The sequence below is a fragment of the uncultured Algimonas sp. genome, assembly GCF_947498175.1.
Classification (GTDB): domain Bacteria; phylum Pseudomonadota; class Alphaproteobacteria; order Caulobacterales; family Maricaulaceae; genus Litorimonas.
On record NZ_CANMJB010000003.1, the window covers coordinates 187,111 to 203,358 of the forward strand.

General features: G+C 65.6%; 16 protein-coding genes and 1 other RNA gene. 6 read left to right on the plus strand and 11 right to left on the minus strand.

Going from position 1 to position 16,248, the window contains the following annotated elements:
* Positions 1-3: 3 nt before the first annotated feature.
* From ybeY to gap, 4 genes are read right to left on the minus strand one after another with little or no spacing between them, the layout of a single operon-like run.
* Positions 4-492, minus strand: a complete 489-nt coding sequence (ybeY, locus tag Q0718_RS05745) for an rRNA maturation RNase YbeY (RefSeq protein ID WP_298914823.1) — start codon at positions 490-492, stop codon at positions 4-6.
* Entirely contained in the window at positions 462-1,502 is a 1,041-nt protein-coding gene (locus Q0718_RS05750; RefSeq protein ID WP_298914829.1) for a class I fructose-bisphosphate aldolase, read from the minus strand. The genes ybeY and Q0718_RS05750 overlap by 31 nt, the downstream gene beginning before the upstream one ends.
* A gap of 6 nt (positions 1,503-1,508) precedes the next feature.
* Entirely contained in the window at positions 1,509-2,711 is a 1,203-nt protein-coding gene (locus Q0718_RS05755; protein WP_298914832.1) for a phosphoglycerate kinase, read from the minus strand.
* A gap of 1 nt (position 2,712) precedes the next feature.
* Positions 2,713-3,723 (minus strand): type I glyceraldehyde-3-phosphate dehydrogenase, encoded by a 1,011-nt coding sequence (gene gap / locus Q0718_RS05760; protein ID WP_298914837.1) that lies wholly within the window; start codon positions 3,721-3,723, stop codon positions 2,713-2,715.
* A 187-nt stretch (positions 3,724-3,910) separates the two neighbouring features.
* Here gap and Q0718_RS05765 point away from each other — a divergent pair, with 187 nt between their 5' ends.
* The 3 genes from Q0718_RS05765 (at position 3,911) to ssrS (ending at position 4,828) form a co-directional block, all read left to right on the plus strand.
* A complete protein-coding gene (locus tag Q0718_RS05765; protein WP_298914840.1) occupies positions 3,911-4,267 on the plus strand; it encodes a hypothetical protein in 357 nt (118 codons plus the stop codon).
* Positions 4,260-4,628, plus strand: coding sequence for a cell division protein ZapA (gene zapA, locus Q0718_RS05770; protein ID WP_298914843.1), 369 nt, complete (start codon positions 4,260-4,262; stop codon positions 4,626-4,628). The genes Q0718_RS05765 and zapA overlap by 8 nt, the downstream gene beginning before the upstream one ends.
* 41 nt (positions 4,629-4,669) lie before the next feature.
* Positions 4,670-4,828: non-coding RNA, 6S RNA (gene ssrS, locus Q0718_RS05775), on the plus strand.
* Between the two features lie 217 nt (positions 4,829-5,045).
* On the opposite strand, the gene Q0718_RS05780 is transcribed toward ssrS, so the two are convergent.
* Positions 5,046-6,074, minus strand: a complete 1,029-nt coding sequence (locus Q0718_RS05780; protein WP_298914846.1) for a helix-turn-helix domain-containing protein — start codon at positions 6,072-6,074, stop codon at positions 5,046-5,048.
* A 130-nt stretch (positions 6,075-6,204) separates the two neighbouring features.
* Entirely contained in the window at positions 6,205-6,705 is a 501-nt protein-coding gene (locus tag Q0718_RS05785; protein ID WP_298914849.1) for a ferritin-like domain-containing protein, read from the minus strand.
* A 242-nt stretch (positions 6,706-6,947) separates the two neighbouring features.
* Between Q0718_RS05785 and Q0718_RS05790 the strand changes: the two genes are divergently transcribed.
* A complete protein-coding gene (locus Q0718_RS05790) occupies positions 6,948-7,529 on the plus strand; it encodes a CBS domain-containing protein (RefSeq protein WP_298914853.1) in 582 nt (193 codons plus the stop codon).
* Here Q0718_RS05790 and Q0718_RS05795 read toward each other — a convergent pair.
* On the minus strand, positions 7,526-8,851 hold the full coding sequence (locus tag Q0718_RS05795) for a TrkH family potassium uptake protein (RefSeq protein ID WP_298914857.1): 1,326 nt from the start codon (positions 8,849-8,851) through the stop codon (positions 7,526-7,528). The two genes, Q0718_RS05790 and Q0718_RS05795, sit on opposite strands and share 4 nt — an antisense overlap.
* Before the next feature lie 5 nt (positions 8,852-8,856).
* Positions 8,857-9,513, minus strand: coding sequence for a TrkA family potassium uptake protein (locus tag Q0718_RS05800; protein WP_298914860.1), 657 nt, complete (start codon positions 9,511-9,513; stop codon positions 8,857-8,859).
* Positions 9,514-9,715: 202 nt separating this feature from the next.
* On the opposite strand from Q0718_RS05800, the gene Q0718_RS05805 reads away from it, so the two are divergent.
* Complete coding sequence (locus Q0718_RS05805) at positions 9,716-11,461, plus strand: alpha/beta fold hydrolase (protein WP_298914863.1); 1,746 nt, start codon at positions 9,716-9,718, stop codon at positions 11,459-11,461.
* Between the two features lie 4 nt (positions 11,462-11,465).
* Here Q0718_RS05805 and Q0718_RS05810 read toward each other — a convergent pair whose 3' ends face one another.
* Together Q0718_RS05810 and Q0718_RS05815 are read right to left on the minus strand one after the other, a co-directional pair.
* Positions 11,466-13,085 carry a cisplatin damage response ATP-dependent DNA ligase gene (locus Q0718_RS05810; protein WP_298914866.1) on the minus strand — a complete coding sequence of 540 codons (1,620 nt, stop codon included), beginning with the start codon at positions 13,083-13,085 and terminating at the stop codon, positions 11,466-11,468.
* A gap of 307 nt (positions 13,086-13,392) precedes the next feature.
* Positions 13,393-14,415 carry a ligase-associated DNA damage response exonuclease gene (locus Q0718_RS05815; protein ID WP_298914869.1) on the minus strand — a complete coding sequence of 341 codons (1,023 nt, stop codon included), beginning with the start codon at positions 14,413-14,415 and terminating at the stop codon, positions 13,393-13,395.
* An 88-nt stretch (positions 14,416-14,503) separates the two neighbouring features.
* On the opposite strand from Q0718_RS05815, the gene Q0718_RS05820 reads away from it, so the two are divergent.
* On the plus strand, positions 14,504-15,841 hold the full coding sequence (locus tag Q0718_RS05820) for an MATE family efflux transporter (RefSeq protein WP_298914872.1): 1,338 nt from the start codon (positions 14,504-14,506) through the stop codon (positions 15,839-15,841).
* Here Q0718_RS05820 and Q0718_RS05825 read toward each other — a convergent pair.
* Positions 15,838-16,248, minus strand: a complete 411-nt coding sequence (locus tag Q0718_RS05825; protein WP_298914874.1) for a hypothetical protein — start codon at positions 16,246-16,248, stop codon at positions 15,838-15,840. The genes Q0718_RS05820 and Q0718_RS05825 overlap by 4 nt on opposite strands.

Sequence of the window (16,248 nt, forward strand, 5' to 3'; positions counted from 1 at the left end):
GCCTCAGCGATTATCCGACCCATAGGGATTGTCAATCGACAGCCGCGCCAGCGCGCGGATTTCGCGGGCTTCCATGGTCGCGGCGTCGTCGTCCGCGCCGTGGTCGAAACCCTGCAGGTGCAAGACGCCGTGGACCAGCAGATGGACGAAATGGTCCGCGAAGGCCTTGCCCTGTTCGACGGCCTCGCGCTCCAGCGTTTGTCGGGCGAAGACCACGTCGCCCATCAGTCCGGTCGCGCGCGCTTGCGGGAAGGACAGGACATTGGTCGGCCGGTCCCGGTCCCGGTAATCTCGATTGAGGGTCCGGACGCGGGCATCGTCGGCCAGCACGACGCAGAGTTCGCCCAGATGCGGGTCGTCCAGGCCGGCCAGCGCGGCCGCGACCGCCGGGGCGGTGAGGCCCGACACATCCGGCCAGCCCTCGTCCAGACGGACGATGTCGATCTGGACCGGCGGGCCGGTCAGGCGCCGGCTTCCATCTCTTGGGACCATTCGCCGGTCGAGGCCAGGCCGTTCATGCGGCAGCGGCGCGAGAATTCTTCCTGCGCGGCCGGTACGTTCTCCGCCTTGCCGGACCAGGTGCGCAGCGTGCTCTGCTGCAGGGCGCGGCCATAGCTGTAGGTCAGCGACCAGGGCAGGTCGCCCCTGCGGTTCATGGCGTCCAGATGCGCCGTGGCGGTCACGTCGTCCTGCCCGCCGGACAGGAAGGCGATGCCCGGCACGGAAGACGGCACGATGTCCTTCAGCACCGACAGGGTCCGGGCGGCGACGGTCTGCACGTCGGCCCGGTCGTCGCAATCGGCGGCCGACACGATCATGTTGGGTTTCAGCACCATGGCCTCCATCCGGACATTGTGACGGCGCAGCGCATCGAACACGGCGACGAGAACGTCGCGCGTCACCGCTTCGCAGCGATCGATCGTGTGGCAGCCATCCATCAGCACTTCGGGTTCCACGATCGGCACGATGCCCGCTTCCTGGCAAAGCGCGGCATAGCGCGCGAGGCTTTCCGCATTGGCCAGGACCGCGCCGCGCGTCGGCGTCTGGTGGTCGGCGTCCGGATGGGCGATGGTGATGACGGCCCGCCATTTCGCAAAGCGCGCGCCGAGATCATGATATTCGGCCAGCCGCTCGCGCAGCCCGTCCAGCCCTTCGGTGATGGTCTCGCCCGGATGCAGGGCCATGGGCTTGGCGCCCTTGTCCACCTTGATGCCCGGAACGGCGCCGGCGTCCCGGATCAGATCGACCAGCGGCGTGCCGTCGGACGCGCTCTGGCGCAGCGTTTCGTCGTACAGGATGACGCCGGAGACCCGCTCCCTCATGGCCTCGTCCGTGCGGAACAGCATTTCGCGCCAGGCGCGGCGATTGCCTTCCGTGTTCTCGGTGTCGATCGAAGCTAGGCGCTTGCCGATCGTGCCCGTGCTTTCGTCGGCCGCCAGGATCCCCTTGCCCGGGGCCACCATGGCCTGGGCCACCTTTTTCATCTCGTCCAGTCGTTCCATGTTCGCCTACGCGCTCCCTCTCGTCACGATTTGCACGCCCGGAAGGCGTTTGCCCTCCATCCATTCCAGAAACGCCCCGCCCGCCGTGGAGACGAAGGTGAAATCCTCCGCCACGCCCGCCGCGTTCAACGCCGCGACCGTATCGCCGCCGCCCGCGACCGCGACGATCTTGTCGGCCCGGCACAGGCGCGCGGCATACTTCGCCGCCTCGATGGTCGATGTGTCGAAGGGCGGCGTTTCGAACGCGCCCAGCGGCCCGTTCCAGATCAGCGTGTTCGACTTGTCCATCGCGTCCATCAGCTCGCCGACCGTGTCCGGGCCGACATCCAGGACCATCTCGCCTGGCTTGACGCCGTCGCGGCCGCGGACTTGCGTCTCGGCGCCCGCTTCGAACTTCGTCGCGGTCACGACATCGACGGGCAGGATGATTTCGCAATTATGGCGGGCCGCGGCCTTGAGAATGTCCGCGGCCTTGCCGATCAAATGGGCTTCCGCTAGCGACCGGCCGACATCGACCCCCTTGGCCAGCAGGAAGGTGTTGGCCATGCCGCCGCCGATGGCCAGACGGTCGAGCTTTTCGACCAGGTTTTCCAGCAGGCCGATCTTGGTGCTGACCTTGGCGCCCCCGACGATGGCCATGACCGGCGTCTTCGGGTGGTCCAGCGCCTGGGCGATGTGGTCCAGCTCGCGTTCCATCGAAAGCCCGGCATAGGTCGGCAGATGGTCGGCCAGCCCGGCCGTCGAGGCGTTGGCCCGGTGCGCGACGGAAAACGCGTCCATCACGAACAGGTCTCCGAGCCGGGCCAGCTCTTCGGCCAGGCTTGGGTCGTTTTCGGTCTCGCCGGGAAGGAAGCGCGTGTTCTCCAACACCAGGACGTCGCCGGGAATGACGCCGTCGGGCCTGCCGTCCGCCCGGTCCAGGAACCGCACCGGCGCGCCCAGCGCCGCGGCGAGCGGGTCCGCGACGAAGGCCAGGGACAAGGCCGGATCGGGCGCGGCCTTGGGCCGTCCGAAATGCGACAGCAGGATCACGGCCGCGCCGCGCTCGCGCAGGAAGCGGATCGTCGGCAGGGCGGCGCGCAGGCGGGTGTCGTCGGCGATGGCGCCGTCGTCCGATCGCGGCAGGTTGAAATCGACGCGCACCAGCGCGGTCTTGCCGTCCAGCCCGCCGAGATCGCCGGGCGCTTCCTCCAGTCGGCGGATGTCCATGTCAGGCGAGATCCAGCCGCTCGCCCATGGTGCGGGCGACATCGATCATGCGGTTCGCGAACCCCCACTCATTGTCGTACCAGGCGACGACTTTCAGCAGGTTGCCGTCCATCGACTTGGTCAGCGGGCTGGCGAAAGTCGCGCTGTGCGGATCGTGGTTGAGGTCGGAGCTGACCAACGGCTCGGTCGTGTAGGAGATGATGCCGCGCATCGGGCCTTCGGCGGCTTCCAGCATGGCGGCGTTCAGGGCTTCGGCCGTGATGGACTCTTCCGGCTGGAAGGCCAGATCGACCATGGAGACGTTGGCGGTCGGCACGCGCACGGCCGATCCCGACAGGCGGCCGTCCAGTTCCGGGATGACCTTGCCGACGGCCTTGGCGGCGCCGGTCGAGGTCGGGATCATGTTCAGTCCCGCGGCCCGCGCGCGGTAGAGGTCCTTGTGGGAATTGTCCAGGATGCGCTGGTCCTGCGTGTAGGCGTGGACGGTCGTCATGAAACCGCGCCGGATCCCGGCCGTGTCCATGATGACCTTGGCGATCGGGGCCAGGCAATTGGTCGTGCAGGACGCGCAGGAGACGAGCCGGTCGTCCGGACCCAGCAGGTCGTGATTGACGCCGTAGACGATGGTCCGGTCCACATCCTCGCCCGGCGCGGAGATCAGGACCGCCTTCGCCCCGCCGTCGAAATGCGGTTGGCACCTTTCGCGCGACCGGAACAGGCCGGTGCATTCCATGACCAGGTCGGCTTGGTCCCACGACACGTCGGCCGGATCGCGCTCATGGGTCATGGCGATGCGCCCGCGCCCGAAATCGATCCAGTCCGGGCCTTCCTCCACGGTCGCGTCGAAGCGGCCATGCACCGAGTCGTAGCGCAGCAGGTGGGCCGACGTCTCGATCTTGCCGGGCGAGTTGATGAGGACGAGTTCGACGTCCCGGATATCGTATTCGTGCAAGGCGCGGGCGACGAGGCGTCCGATGCGCCCGAACCCGTTAATGGCGATCTTGAGGGTCATGGCGTGGGAAACGATCCTGGCGTTCGGAAAGGCGAAAGGCCGTCCGCCCTTCGCGCGCATCCGATGAATGGAGGGGCCGGTTACGCGCAACCGCCTGCCAGCGCAATAATCGCTGTGAAAAAAGACGCTTGGCGCAAGGGCGATCTTGCGCCATTCATATTGCGAATGAAGATGTTATCCGCAAGCCATGACTGACAGCGCCAACAAGAAGGCCGGCCTCGACCAGGCGGCGCGCGCCCTGGCCGACGCCCTCGGCGCGCTCGAGACCGCGCTCGACCCCGTTCTCGCAAAGCTCGCCCGTCAGGACACGCAATTGCGCGAAGCGGACGGCTTCGGCGACGACCGCGCCAAGCTCGCCGCCCAGCTGGACGAGGCGCTGGAAACGCGACGCCAGCGCGAAGAGGAATTCCAGGCCCTGTCCAAGCAGACGCGCGAGGAACTGGATCTGACGATCCAGGTGCTGCAGCAGGCTCTGAAAGACAAGGATTCAGGCAATGGGGGTTCGGGCAATGGGGGCGCAGGCGATGGAGCCAGCCATGGGTAAGGTCAATCTCGACATCAACGGGCGCGCCTATGCGCTGGGCTGCGAAGACGGCGAAGAGGAGCGGCTGGAGAGGCTCGGCGAGCGGCTCGACCGGCGCGTTGCGCAAATGTCCGAGCAATTCGGCCAGATCGGCGATCTGCGCCTGCTCGTCATGGCCGGGATCACCTTGCTGGACGAGATGGAAGACCCCAAGGCATCCGCCGAAGCGCGCGTCGAACGACGGCTCAAGGCGGCGGACCGCGACGTCGAAGAGGCCGCCAAAGCCCAGCAAACGGCCGAAACAGAGGCGACGGAGGCGCTGCTGAAGGCGGCGTCCCGGATCGAGCGCCTGGCCGGGCAACTATCGGACGCGGCCGGTTAGCCGCTTGCTTTTGCGGTCCTTGCGTCCCACATAGGTGTGGACGGTTCCTGCGGGCTGCGTGAGCGGCACTAATCCACCGGACCTTACTGTATCCTTCGGGAGCTGGCTCTGTCTGGACCGTGGTCCAGTTACTTCCGGCACCCACCTCAAATCGAGGTTCATGAGGATTTTTAAGCGGCCACGGGTCATGTGGGGACCGTCAACCTCTCTTTCAGCCCCACAGGTTTGCGTCCCGATAAGGGTCTTCGACCGACATGCGCCGAAGCGGCATCAGAGCGAACATTCGCCCTTCGCCATCCGGAAAGAGGCTCGAACGCGGACCCGGACCGTTGCGGAAAAACGGGCATCCACTCTTGACCCGTGACAACAGTCACGCGGCCGCTCCCTACGCCTGCGGCGCAGATGGCAAGAACATCGCTATAGCCCCTCGCTGCGCTCGGCACGGGCATTTACGCCAGCGTCGGGCGCCGTTGCCGGAGGCTGGCTTTGTCCGAGTGCCGCTCGGCCCATGATCGCGTCCTCGATGGACCGCGGCAGACCGGCGACGAAGCCGCGCAGGACGGGCGCGATTTCGGGGGCGCGCTCGCGGATTACCTCGGCCGGGCCGCCGACGCCGACGCACAGATGGCGCCTGACCCCGCGCGAGGGCAGGGAAACGGCAATGCCGCCCGTGCTTTCATAGGACGGGCCGACGGCGACGGCGTAGCCCTTGGCCCGGGTCGTGCGCACGCCGTCCACCGCCTGGACGGCGGATTCCTTCCAGAAATCGTTTCCGACCTCGTGGATGGTGCGCCGGACCAGCTTGCCGATGTCGGCATCCGTATCGCCGGTCAGCATGGCGTAGCCCGTGGCCGAACAGACCAGCGGCCGGACGGAGCCGGTCTCGACATGTTCGCGCACGGGGCCGGGCCGGTGGTGGGTGTAGATGTATTGCGAATAGATGCCGTTGCGCATGGCCAGGAAAACCGTCTCGCCGATGGTTTCCGACAACCGCGCCAGATTGTCGGCGAACCCGTCGGGCAGGCCCGCCATGCGGAGCAACCAGTCGCCGAGAAACGCCACGCGCAATGTGGGGTAGAAGGCGCGGCTCTCCGTGTCGCGTTCGAGGAAGCCGGACTCCTGCAAGGACCGGGTCAGCGCGGACGCCGAGGATTGCGGCATGTTGAGATTGTCCGCGATCTCGCCGATGGAGGCCGGACGTTTGACGTCGGCGAAGAATTCGAACAGCGCCATGGTGCGAAAGCTCGACTTGAGCATGTTCTCCGCATCGTCCAGGCGCAGCGCCTGGCCATGCAGAACGGCCTCTGCGATGTCCGACCTGGCTCGATCCGTCTTGGCCCCATCCGTCTTGGCCCGTTCCGCCCCGGCCTGTTCCGTCCCGGCCTCTTCCGCATATGGGTCCTGCAGGCGTGGATCACGCGCCGCATCGTCGGGTCTGTCGCTCATGGCCCGTGTCCTGCCATGCTGGCAGGTTCCGCACCAGTCACAGGGCTGAATAAGCGAAAACCGCCCGTGCAGGGCACGGACGGTCTCGAAGTCGTGCCGGACGGACGGGACCGGCGGACGGATCGCTTCATCAGGCGGCTTTGGCGGCCTTGTTGATGCCGTCCTGGGCGAGCTTGGTGAATTTCAGGTCGCCTTCCATCGTCTCTTCCTTGCAGGTTTCCAGCTTCTTGGCGTCTTCGAGCAGGTCGAGGCGCTTGGCGAAGGCTTCGACGGAGCCGTAGCCGGTGATGGCGTAGTGGGCCATGCGCTGGTACTGGCTGATCAGCATGGCGTCGCGCACGCTGTCATCGCCATATTCTTCCTTCAGGACATGCTCTTCGGCTTCTTTCGTCAGGCCCTTCATGCCTTTGCAGGTCACGTTGCCGACGCCTTCGCCGTGGCTGTCGAGGATCGACTTGAGATGCTCGTTGCCTTTCTTGGTGCCGGTGATGGACTGCTTCAGGGCGTCCTTCAGGCCGGAGTCGCTGGCGGCGGGGATCAGCTTTTCGATCGTGGCGTTGGCTTGCTCGTTGGCGTCGTAAAGGTCCTTGAGTTCGGCGAGGTAGAGTTCTTTCAGATTATTGATGGCCATTCGTGTCTCCTTGGGGATGGGGGCGTGCGACATGGCGGCGTGCGCGCCCGTGTGGGTTCACCTTATCAATGGGAACCCCGGGCCAATGTTCCGAGACTCTTTTGCGACAATCCGAATCCGGCCTGCGTCAAAGCGCATCAGCCGCGTCTGCAATCGCGCCGATCGGGCGTGCCGTAACCAATGTTTCGACGGGCTTGAGGCGAAAGACCCAGTCGTGGCCCGGCTACACGTTGAGGACGATTATGACATCCGTGAGAAACCAAGTCGAACCGCCCGCAGGCACGGGCGACGCGCCGCGCAAGGGCAACCGCCTGATGGACCGTCCCGAATATGCGACCAAACCCCAGCCCCTGACGGCCGGACCGGACGCCAGCGTGTTCGAGGCCGTGTCCCGCATGTCGGAGAAGAATTACGGATCCGTGATCGTGGTCGATGCCGACGACGTCGTCATCGGCGTGGTGACGGAACGCGACATCATGAACAAGGTGGTCGGCCGGGGCCTCGACGCCAAGGCCACCCCGCTATCCGACATCATGACGAGGAACCCGCGCCTGGCGCGCGAGACGGACGACATGCTGAACTGGCTGCGCATCATGTCGAATGAACGGTTCCGGCGCCTGCCGGTCGTGGATGCGGACGGGCGCATCAAGGCCGTCTTCACGCAAGGCGACTTCGTCTCCTACACGTGGCCGGACCTGATGTACCAGATGAAGTCCATCGCCTCGGCCACCTTCAGCCGCAACCCGTCCACCTTCCTCGTGATCGGGTCGGTTGCGGTCTATTCCCTCGTCCTCATCATCGTGCTGGCCCGCATTCTGGGCTAGCCCAGATAGACCTTGCCTTCCGGATAGTGCAGGCGCGGCGGGGTCTTTGTGGCGAGCAGGAAGCCCAACGTCAGCGGGCCCAGCCGCCCCAGGAACATGACGACGCAGATCGTCAGCTTGCCGAGCGTGTCGAGCTCCCCGGTCGCGCCGCGCGACAGCCCGACCGTGCCGAAGGCGGAGAAGACCTCGAAGGCGGCGTCGAGGAAGTCGAGCTCCTGGCTCAGCACCAGCACGAACAACGCCGTGAAGATCAGCATCAGCCCGACGAAGAGCAGCGCCATCACTTTCAGGCCAGAAGAGGGCCCGATCTCGTTTTGCTGGATGTGGATCACGCCCGAGCGGCGGAAGAAGGCGATCGTGGCGAGCAGCAGCACGAAGGCGGTCGTCACCTTGATGCCGCCCGCCGTGGACGTCGCCCCGCCGCCGATGAACATCAGCACCATGGTCAGCAGGGCGGTCGCGTCTGTCACGCCCGCCGTGTCCATGCTATTGAACCCGGCGGTACGCGGCGTGACGCCTTCGAACCAGCTGGCCTGCAATTTGGTCCAGACGCCGCCCAGACCGCCACCGTCGAACCGGCCGAGCGTCGCCGGATTGGTCCATTCCAGCAGGGCGTAGCCGCCCACGCCCGTCGCGATCAGCAGCGGCGTGCCGATCAGCATCAGACGCGTATGCAGGGACAGGCGCCGCCAGCGCCGGATGCGGAACAGCTCCGACAGGACCAGGAAGCCGAGCCCCGACAGGATGAATTGCAAGCTGATCGTCCAGATGATGACCGGGTTCTCGACCCACCCCATCAGGCTGTCCGAAAAGGTCGAAAAACCGGCATTGTTGAACGCGCTGATCGAATGGAACAGGCTGTGCCACAAGCCCATGCCCCAGCCATATTCGGGCACGAATTGCGATGCGATCAGACCCATGCCGACCAGTTCGCAGACGATGAAGATGCCCAGGATGCGCCGCACGAAGGGAATCAGCCCGCCCATCGTGTCGATGTTCAATTCCTCGGCCAGATAGCGCTGTTTGGAGACGTCGATGCGCGCGCCGACCGCCGACAGCACGAAGACGGCAAAGGTGATCAGGCCGAGCCCGCCGAACTGGATCAGCACCATGATTACGCCTTGGCCGAACAGCGTCCAGGCCGTGCTGGTATCGACCACGATCAGGCCCGTCACGGTCACGGCGGAGACGGCCGTGAACAAAGCGTCCACCCAGCTGATCGGCTGGGTCGAGGCGATGGGCAGTTTCAGCAGGGCCGTTCCCGACGCGATCCACGCCCCGTAGACGATGACCAGCCAGGCCGGGATCGACAGTTTGCTCACGCGCTTCAGCCGCCGTTCGAAAAACGCCGCAGGTCGGAGCGCTTGCCCGCCAGGATAAGCTTGTCGGACAGGCTGAGCTCGTGGCGTGCCAGGTCGTCCGTCACGATGCGTTCTCCGATATCGATGCCGACGCAGGACAGATCGTATTTCGCCAAAGGCAGATCGCCGACCGTCGTACAGGCCGAGCCGGACGGCGCGTTCATGGACGCGATATAATTGCCGTTGCCCAGATTGAGGAAGTCCACCATGTGCGGATTGTGCAACAGCTGCGCCAGATGCAGGGCAAACCCGGCTTCGGGTTCCAGCAGGTTGCGCACACCCATGGCACTCAGGATCCGCGCATGTTCGGGCGTCTGGGCCTTGGCATGGACGTTCTGGCAACCGGCCTGCATCACGCCCAGCGTGGTCAGGAGGCTCGACTGCATGTCGTCGCCGATCGCCACGATGACGCTGTCGAACTGGCCGATCCCGGCATGGTTGAGGACTTTCGGGTCCGTCGCATCGGCTTGCATGACGGCGTCGATCTCGCCGTCCATGGCCGCAACGGCGGCCGCGTCGCGGTCGATGCCCGTCACGCGATCGCCCATGCGGGCCATTTCGCGCGCCACGGCGCTGCCGAACGTGCCCAGGCCGATGACGGCGATATCGCGTCTTTCGCTCATACTGGCTCCCATCTTTCGGACCGGGCCGGTCATCGGGCCGACGACCGGACGGCCTGTCCTGTAGGGCGGGCCGGAATCAACGGCAACAGGGTTTCGGACGGATCGCCGCAACATCCCGTTGGACATGGACAGAATGTTGCCGCAAAGAGAGTTTGGCCCGCACACGGCCTTCCCGCCTGTCTTAGCGAGAAAACCGCCCACCATGACGACTGCCCGCAAAAACGGTGATCCGCCCAGCAAGGAATCGCTGATCCAGCTGGCCTACGGCCTGGTCGTCGGGCCGGAAGGGTTCGAGACCCTGTTCGATGCGTTGCAGGTCCATCAGGCCGATATCCTCGACACCGCCTTCTCGGAGGAAGCGGACGATGCTCCGGGGCTCCGCCAGGGCCAGCTCGACGGGCTTGCCGATCTCGAAGCCCATTTCGAGAACGCCCTCACTCTTCTGCGTTCGCAGGGGCGGCGCAAACTGTCGGCGTCGAGCGCGATCCGCACGCTCAACGCATCCATCAAGCCAGCGATGACGCTGTCGGGCCGCGGCGAGGTCCTGCACGCCAATCCGGCGGCCGAAAGCCTGTTCGGCCTGTCCGGCACGGGTCGCCTGGATCCCGCCCAGTTCGAAACCGGGCACCATGCGGAATTGCTCGACCATCTGGGGCGATTGGAAACCCAGCCGGAAAACACCATCCTCACCATTCTCGGCTTCCATCCGGCCGACGATGGCGGGCTGGTCAAGATGTCGCTGTCGCGCACGACCGGATGGCAGGGCCGGCCCGTCGGCCTGCTGTCCGCCTTGCACATCAGTTGGTATCCCGATGTCGGCCAGCGCTTCCGCGACATGATGAAGCTGACCAAGGCGGAGCTGCAGATCACGCGCGCCATCGTCACGGGCCTGCCGCTGTCCGCCGTCGCCGAACAGCGCGGCAGCAAGCTGTCCACCGTGCGCAACCAGACCAAGGCGCTGTTGAAGAAGCTGGGCGTGCGCTCCCAGACGGAACTGGCCTGTCTCTATTCGGGCTTTTCGCGCTACAGCCTGGAGAGCACGCCCCAAACGGAAGGGGCCGCGGCGCAGACCGTGCCGCCGACGGCCCTGATGGTCGGGCGCGGACATGTGATCGACTATACGGTCGCGGGCGCGCCGCGCGGCCGGCCCGTGCTCTATCTGCCCGGCATGCTGGGCGGCCGCGTCGTGACGGCGGCCCTGCACGCCGCATTGCTGCGTCACAATGTGAAGCTGGTGATGCCGTGGCGGCCCGGTTTTTCGAAATCCTACAATAGCGAGCCGTCGGCCGACCCTTTCCGCGACACCGCCCGGGAAACCGAGACCTTGCTGGACGCGCTGTCATTGCCGCGCGTGCCTGTCGTCGGACAGATGACCAGCGCCATGCATGCCTTCGCGGCCGCGCACCACCTGCCCGGACGCATCGCCGCCGTCGTCGCACTGGCGCCGGGCCTGCCGACGGTGCGCGGCCCGCATCTGCGCCACATCGGCGCGGCGCAGAAATTGCGCTCCTTCCTGTCGCGCGAAGCCCCGCGTGTCGGCCGCCTGATCGCCCACGGTTTCCTGTCGCGCGTGGATGCGGGATACGATGTCGAATTCATCCGCCACTACCTCAAGGACAGCCGGACCGACCTGGAATTCACGCGCCAGGCGGAAACGATCGAAGCGTTCCGCACCGCCTACGAGGACACGCACTGCCAGGGCTATGACGGGTTCATCGACGAACTGGGCCTGTTCGGCTCCGACTGGCATCATCTGTTCCAGGGCTTGGAGTGTCCGATCCGCTTCTTCGTCGGCGAGGAGGAAACGGCCTTCCCGCCCGCCGCGGTGGACCGGTTCGCGCAGACATTGCCCACTGCAACGATGGAAGTGGTCCCGCGCACCGGGCATCTCATCGCCTATGAGGCGCCGGACCGCTGGCTGTCGCATTTGGCGAGTTTGCCGGACTAGGCCCCTACTTCCCGATCAATGTTTCCATCACCTCCAGCCGGTCGGCCTCATGCGCGGGCTTGTCCCAGCGGATGCGGCTGATGCGCGGGAAGCGCAGCGCGTAGCCGGACTTGTGGCGCGGGCTGCGATGCGCGCTGTCGAACGCGACCTCGAAGACCAGTTCCTTGTCCACTTCCTGCACCGGTCCGTAGCGGGCGACCTTGTGGTTCCGGATCCACTTGTCGAGCTGCTTCAGTTCTTCGTCGGTGAAGCCGAAATAGGCCTTGCCGATGGGCAGGAGCTTCTCCTCGCCCTCGACCGACTTCCAAAGACCGAACGTGTAGTCAGAGTAGAAAGACGACCGCTTGCCCGTACCGCGCTGCGCATACATCAGCACGGCATCGAGCAGGAACGGCTCGCGCTTCCATTTGTACCAGGCGTGTTTGGGACGACCCGCGACGTAGAGCGAATCGCGCCGCTTGATCATCAGCCCTTCCTTCAGGCCTTCGGATGCGGCGGCCTCCTCGCGCAGCGCCTTGAGATCGTCGACCGTCTGCCAGTCCAGCAGTTCCGAGAGCGAATAGTGATCCGGATTGCGGTTGCCGATGAAGTCGGCCAGCCGCCCGCGCCGTTCGTCCAGCGTCTGGTCGCGATATGACACGCCGTCTTGGCTGATGATGTCATAGGCGATCAGGTGCGCGGGCAGGCGCTTCATCAATGGTCCCGATGGCTTCTTCTTGCCGAGCCGTTGTTGCAGATCGTTGAAGCTGCCGATGTTTCCGTCCGGCCGAACCAGCAGCTCCCCATCGATCACCGCGTCCCAGTTCACGGTCGCGGCCAGGTCCGGGAAGCTGTGGGAAATGTCGTCGCCGGTGCGCGAATAAATCCGGGCCTCGCCGCCCATACCGGCGACCTGCACGCGGATGCCGTCCCACTTCCATTCCGCCGTGTGGGTGTCGGGGGCCAGTCGGTCCAGGTCAGCGTCTTCGTCGATGGGATGAGACAGCATGACCGGCGAATATGTCATGACGTTGGAAATGTCCGGCATTTCCGCTTTGCCGTCGATCCAGGCGAACAGCTCTTCGTAAGGCGGCGTGATGCCGTGCCACAACTCCTCGATCACGCCGACATCGACGCCCTTCATGTTGGCCAGCGTCTTCTTCACCGTCCGCGCGCTCATCCCGATCCGAAGCCCGCGCGTGCCGAGCTTCAGCAGCGCCCAGCGCTGATGTGGCGCCATATTGTCGAGCAGTACGATGAGGTAGTCGCGAATGCCGGATTTATCGCGCACCTTGAACTCCTCGATCACCTCATGAAGGTCCGGCAGGCGGTTCAGGCGCACGGGCTCGGGCGATTGCGGCCAGGCGAGCGCGACGGTCTCGCTCATCTCGCCGACATAGTGGCGCGACAGCTGGAACAGATACGGATCCATCCGCTCCTCCATCAGCGTCTTGACGAGGTTGCGCTTGAACAGATCGAAACTCAGCGTCCCGCCGATGGCAGCCAGCGCCCAGCCCCGGTCGGGGTCCGGCGTGGTGCGGAGGAACTCGCTGAGGATCGCTTCCTTGGCGAGGTTGGAATTGGTGAAGTAGAGATCGTCGAGCAGGTCGGCGAAGGTCGCGAAACTGGAGGATGGGTCGCTCATCGGATGGTCTCGCTTTGCGAGACTTTTCGTTTCGTCTCCCCCTCCGACCTACGCTTCGCTTCGGCCACCTCCCCCTGTCCGGGGGAGGAACAGAGAGATCGTAGAAAGCCAGACCCTTTGGTTCCTCCCCCGGACAGGGGGAGGTGGGCCGTCGTGCGTAGCACGCGGGTCGGAGGGGGAGACGAAACCAAGAAGCCTGCTGCAGGCAGCCCATTCATTCTCCAAGCGGGTTCATCCATTCGCATGCGCTCACGGCATGTTGGTATTTTCGATTGCCAATCGAAAATTTCGGCTGCGCCAAACCCCATCATTCGCCCGCTTCCTCGTCCATCCCGATCAGGTGCAGCCCCTTCGCGTTGATCCCCTCCTTGCGCAGCGCATATTCCAGCGCCTCGACCCGACCATGTGTGATCCAGACCATGCTCGCGCCCGTCTCCCGGCACGTCCGTAGCAAATCGTTCCAGTCGGCATGATCGCTGACGATCAACCCCATCTCCGCCCGCTTCTGCCGCGCCCGCGCGCGGATCTGCATCCAGCCGCTGGCGACCGTGGGCAGCGGGTCGGCAAATCTCCGTGACCAGCGGTCATTGATCTGGGCGGGCGGGCACAGCACGATCTTGCCGCGGAAGCGGTCCTTGTCCTTGCGGTCGATCTCGCTGACCAGCTGCCACTCGCCGAAATCCTGACCGTAGCTCTCATAGAGTTCCGTCAGCCGTTTCAGCGCGCCGTGCAGATAGAAGGGGTGCTCATACCCGGCCAGGCGCAGCGTCTTCATCACGCGCTGGCATTTGCCGAGCGCATAGACGCCGACGATGTGCGTGCGGTCCGGCAGGGTGCGCATGCTGCGCATCAGCTTCTCGACTTCGCTCTCCAGCGGCGGGTGCTGGAAGACGGGCAGGGCGAAGGTGGCCTCGGTGATGAAGACGTCGCACGGCACGACCTCGAAGGGCGCGCAGGTCGGATCGGGGTGGCGCTTGAAATCGCCGGCGGCGACAATCCTCTGGCCCTGATATTCGAACACGGCCTGCGCGGAGCCGAGAATATGCCCGGCACTGGCGAACCAGAGCGTGACGCCCCCGCCCAGATCGTGCCGCTGGCCGTAGCGCAGCGGGACGCGCACCGTGTCGTCGGAGATGTAGTAGCGCGTGTCCATGATCGCCATCGTCTCTTCGGTCGCCCAGACCCTGCCGTGGCCCTTGCGGGCATGGTCGGCATGGCCATGCGTGATGACGGCGCGCGGCACCGGCTCCATCGGATCGACATAGGCGTCCGCCGGTTTGCAGTAGAAATGCCCGTCGCGCACTTCCATCCATGATTCGGGATCGAGCATCAGACTCCTAGCGAACAGCGCGGGGAATCGTTCCCGCTCCTCTTATACGGGCTTGGTCGCGGTTAAGGACGGGACTAGAGCGGGCGTCGTGTCCGGCCCCTCCCATCCCCCGCTGAGCGCCCGCGCGGTCTTCAACCAGAGCTGGCCGATCATGCTGGCCAATGCGGCCGCGCCGGTGGTCGGTCTGGTCGACACATTCGTGGTCGGGCGCTTCGTCGGCACGACAGCCCTGGCCGGGATCGGGCTGGGCGCGGTAATCTACGGCATCGTCTATTGGGGCTTCGGCTTCCTGCGCATGAGCACGGCCGGGCTCGCCGCCCAGGATGACGGGGCCGACGATGTGGCCGGGGTGCAGGGTCACATATTGCGGGCGATTCCGCTGGGCCTGGTCATCGGGACGGTCGTTTTCGCCGCGCAGATGCTCCTGTTGCCCGCCGCCTTCGCCGTCTTCACCGCCGCACCCTATCTGGAATCCGAAGCGGCGACCTATATCCAGGCGCGGCTGTGGGGCCTGCCGGCCACGCTGGGCACGATCGCGCTGATGGGCTGGTTCGTGGGGATCAGCCGGGCTGGTCTGGCCCTGCAGCTGCAGATCGTGCTGAACCTCGTAAATATCGTGCTGTCGCCAGTCTTCGTCATCGTGCTGGGCGCCGGGCTCTACGGGGTCGGACTGGCCTCGGCTGTGGCGGAATGGTGCGGATTTGCCATGGGATTGATGCTGATGCGGCGCGAATTCATCCGGCGCGGCGGGCTACGGCCCGGCGTGGTCACGCGCGCCAACCTGCTCGATCCGACCCAGCTCAAACGGTTGGGCGTGGCCAACTCGAACATCTTCATCCGAACCCTGACGCTGACGCTCGGTTTCAACTTCTTCGGCAATGCGGCCGCGTCCGAAGGCTCGCTTTTCATGGCGGCCAACCATATCCACATGCAGCTCATCACCATGAGCGCGCTGGTGCTCGACGCCTTCGCCCACACGGCCGAAGCGGTCAGCGGAGCGGCTTACGGCGCGCGCGACCGGGCGCGCTTCATGCGGGCGGTGCGGCTGACGACGCGCTTCTCATGCGCCTTCGCGCTATTGCTCGGCGCGGTCATCCTGCTGGGCGGGCCGTTCCTGATCGATGGGCTGACGGTCGATCCCGACGTGCGCCAGACGGCGCGCGACTATCTGCCTTACGCGGCGCTCGCGCCCGTGATCGGGTTTGCCGCCTACCAGATGGACGGCATCTTCATCGGCACGACCCATACGGCGGAGATGCGCAATGCGGGCATCGCCTCCGTTGCGATCTATATCGGCGCGCATTTCCTGCTGACGCCGGTCTTCGGAGCGACGGGTATCTGGTTGGCGTTCCTGGTCTATTACGCGGCCCGCGCCGTGACGCTGGCGCCGTATTTGCCGCGCATCACGGCGCGGCTGACGGATTAGTCGGCGCGCGCCGGAGACAGGCCGTCAGGACGACAGCTTTTGCGGCATTGATCGATGCCGGACCGTGCGGCGCGGTCGCAATCATCCGTGGTCGGGACGGGTGTCGAGAGCGGGGCTTCGTCGGGGGATGCGTGCGCGGACAGAGCCCGGATCGTGGCGACGCAGATCTGGTGGCTGCGCACGAACTGCCTGTCGCAGCGTTGCGTGCAGGTGAAACGGTTCGCCGTCGCAGGGTCGGACCGGGCCGACAGGTCGGCGTGCGCTTGCGCCGAAACAGGGGGTCCCGGAAGATGGATCGGAGAAGCCGTCCCGGCTGCGTCCGAACGCATGGGACCGGCCTGTGCGGACACGGCGAAGACGGCCGTCAGCCCGGCCGCGATCCACCCATATGTCCGGACAGGGCGCAT

Coding starts and splice junctions, on each gene's coding strand:
- ybeY (WP_298914823.1), bottom strand. CDS start 492: ATGGTCCCAAGAGATGGAAGCCGGCGCCTGACCGGCCCGCCGGTCCAG.
- Q0718_RS05750 (WP_298914829.1), bottom strand. CDS start 1,502: ATGGAACGACTGGACGAGATGAAAAAGGTGGCCCAGGCCATGGTGGCC.
- Q0718_RS05755 (WP_298914832.1), bottom strand. CDS start 2,711: ATGGACATCCGCCGACTGGAGGAAGCGCCCGGCGATCTCGGCGGGCTG.
- gap (WP_298914837.1), bottom strand. CDS start 3,723: ATGACCCTCAAGATCGCCATTAACGGGTTCGGGCGCATCGGACGCCTC.
- Q0718_RS05765 (WP_298914840.1), top strand. CDS start 3,911: ATGACTGACAGCGCCAACAAGAAGGCCGGCCTCGACCAGGCGGCGCGC.
- zapA (WP_298914843.1), top strand. CDS start 4,260: ATGGGTAAGGTCAATCTCGACATCAACGGGCGCGCCTATGCGCTGGGC.
- Q0718_RS05780 (WP_298914846.1), bottom strand. CDS start 6,074: ATGAGCGACAGACCCGACGATGCGGCGCGTGATCCACGCCTGCAGGAC.
- Q0718_RS05785 (WP_298914849.1), bottom strand. CDS start 6,705: ATGGCCATCAATAATCTGAAAGAACTCTACCTCGCCGAACTCAAGGAC.
- Q0718_RS05790 (WP_298914853.1), top strand. CDS start 6,948: ATGACATCCGTGAGAAACCAAGTCGAACCGCCCGCAGGCACGGGCGAC.
- Q0718_RS05800 (WP_298914860.1), bottom strand. CDS start 9,513: ATGAGCGAAAGACGCGATATCGCCGTCATCGGCCTGGGCACGTTCGGC.
- Q0718_RS05805 (WP_298914863.1), top strand. CDS start 9,716: ATGACGACTGCCCGCAAAAACGGTGATCCGCCCAGCAAGGAATCGCTG.
- Q0718_RS05810 (WP_298914866.1), bottom strand. CDS start 13,085: ATGAGCGACCCATCCTCCAGTTTCGCGACCTTCGCCGACCTGCTCGAC.
- Q0718_RS05815 (WP_298914869.1), bottom strand. CDS start 14,415: ATGCTCGATCCCGAATCATGGATGGAAGTGCGCGACGGGCATTTCTAC.
- Q0718_RS05825 (WP_298914874.1), bottom strand. CDS start 16,248: ATGCGCCCTGTCCGGACATATGGGTGGATCGCGGCCGGGCTGACGGCC.